Here is a 2,200-nt window from a genome sequence, read left to right as displayed (position 1 = left end):
CAACCAGGTCGCCGCCCAAGTCCCCGGGCTGATCATCGCGGCGGTCGTCGCCGCCCTCATCGCCGGTGTCGGGACCTGGCTCGTCGCCCGACACGTGCGGCGCGAGACGCGGGGGATGAACACGGCCGACCTGCGGCGGATGTACGAGTACTACGACGCCGTCCTCCATGCCGTCCGCGAGGGGCTGCTGCTCATCGACCGGGACGGCCGGGTCGCCCTCGTCAACGACGAGGGCCGGCGGCTGCTCGGGCTGCCCGAGGACGTCGGCGGGCAACTGGTCACCGACCTCCCGTTGGCCCCCGACCTGGTGGCCGCGCTCGCCGGGGGGGAGCCGCGCACCGACGAGTTGCACGTCACCGACGCGCGGGTCGTCGTCCTCAACCAGGCCCGGGCAATCTGGCAGGGCCGGGACCTCGGCACCGTCGCCACACTGCGCGACCGGACCGACCTCGAGGCCCTCACGGGTGAGCTCGACTCGGCCCGCGGCCTCGCCGACGCGCTGCACTCCCAGGCGCACGAGTCGGCCAACCGGCTGCACACCGTCGTCTCGCTCATCGAGCTCGGGCGCACCGACGAGGCGCTGCGTTTCGCGACCGAGGAGCTCACCGCCTCGCAGAAGCTGACCGACGCCTTCGTCGCCGCCGTCGCCGAACCGGCGCTCACCGCACTGCTGCTCGGCAAGGCGGCGCAGGCCGGCGAACGCGGCATCGACTTCGACATCGACGAGACCACGCAGCTGCCCGAGGGCGTCGCACCCTCACGCGACCTCGTCACGATCGTCGGCAACCTCCTCGACAACGCCCTCGACGCCGTCGCCGGTATGCCGTCCCCCGCCGTCGGTTTCGCCGCCCACCTCGAGGGTGGGGAGTGCGTGATCGTCGTGCGCGACAACGGCCCCGGCCTGACCGCCCCGCAGGCGGCGCGGGCCTTCACCCGGGGGTGGTCGTCCAAGACAGGGGCACAGGCGGCGAACACCCAGGGGGTCGACGGGCAGGGGGTGCTCGGGGCACCCGGGCGGGGGCTGGGGCTCGCGCTCGTCCTGCAGTGCACGACGCGGCTCGGGGGCACGGTGACGGTGTCCGAGCCACCCGGCGCGACGTGGACGGTGCGACTGCCGCTGCGACTCGAGCCGTCCGGGGATCGCCTGGCCGAAGTTGCCGGGTGAGTGGGATGGACTCTCCTGCAACGACTTCCATCGGGCCCCAGCCCCGTGACCCCGCGTCGCCGGGGGACCTTCGGGTGCTCGTCGTCGAGGACGAGCCGATCGCGGCCGATGCGCACACGGCATACGTCGAACGGGTGGCGGGCTTCACCGTCGTGGCGACCGTGCACTCGGCGCGTGAGGCATTGCGTGTGCTGGGCTTGGGCACCGTCGATCTCGTGCTGCTCGACATGCACCTGCCCGACGGCCACGGTCTCGACGTCGTCCGGTCGATGCGCGCCGCCGGGGTGCCGGCCGACGTCATCGCCGTGACGTCGGCGCGTGATCTTGACGTCGTCCGGGGCGCGGTGTCGCTGGGGGTCGTGCAGTACCTCCTCAAGCCCTTCGTCTTCGCCTCCCTGCGGGAACGGCTCGAGGGGTATCGCGACTACCGGCGCCGGACGACGGAGCAGGCGGCAGTCGCGACCCAACGCGAGGTTGACGAGGTGCTCGGCGAGCTGCGGGCGGGGTCGTCCCGGTCGGTGGGAGCCCTGCCCAAGGGGTTGTCCGAGGACGTGTGGGGGCGGGTGCTCGAGGTGGTGCGGGCGGCCGGAGGGGTGTCCCCGGAAGGTCAGTCCGGCGGGCGGTCGGCCGGCGAGGTGGCGGCCGTGGTGGGCGTCTCGCGGGTGACCGCGAGGCGCTACCTCGAGCACCTCGTGGACAGTGCCCTGGCGGTCCGGCGGTCGCGGCACGCCGGCGCGGGCCGGCCCGAGGTGGAGTACCGGTGGACGGGCGGCGGCAGTGGCTAAGTCTCGGCTGGGTCGCCGCCGGGTCAGCGCTGGGACGACGTGGTCAGCCGAACATACAAGGGGACCAGCCGTGCCCGACCTGCCCCGGTATGCCGGGCCGCCGGCCACCTTTGCCTGTTTGACGGCGCACCTGGGGCGAGGAGGGATCCTGTCAAGCCCTGATTCGTCCCCTGTGGATACCGAGAGGTCACGAACACCCCATGTGGACAACGGGATTGGTGATCGTGACGGACGAGGGGCTGTCGGTGGT

General features: G+C 72.9%; 2 protein-coding genes. Both read left to right on the top strand.

The window, feature by feature from the left end:
* Window positions 1–1,165 (top strand): ATP-binding protein (locus Q0R63_RS15850; protein ID WP_295699288.1); only part of this gene is annotated, 1,165 nt, incomplete at its 5' end.
* Window positions 1,166–1,239: 74 nt separating this feature from the next.
* On the top strand, window positions 1,240–1,950 hold the full coding sequence (locus Q0R63_RS15845) for a response regulator (protein WP_295699285.1): 711 nt from the start codon (window positions 1,240–1,242) through the stop codon (window positions 1,948–1,950).
* The last annotated feature ends 250 nt before the right edge of the window (window positions 1,951–2,200 follow it).

The organism is Lapillicoccus sp. (assembly GCF_025353065.1).
Lineage (GTDB): Bacteria > Actinomycetota > Actinomycetes > Actinomycetales > Dermatophilaceae > Lapillicoccus.
Note: the sequence above shows the minus strand (reverse complement) of the source record. Positions and strands in the feature narration are given on the sequence as shown.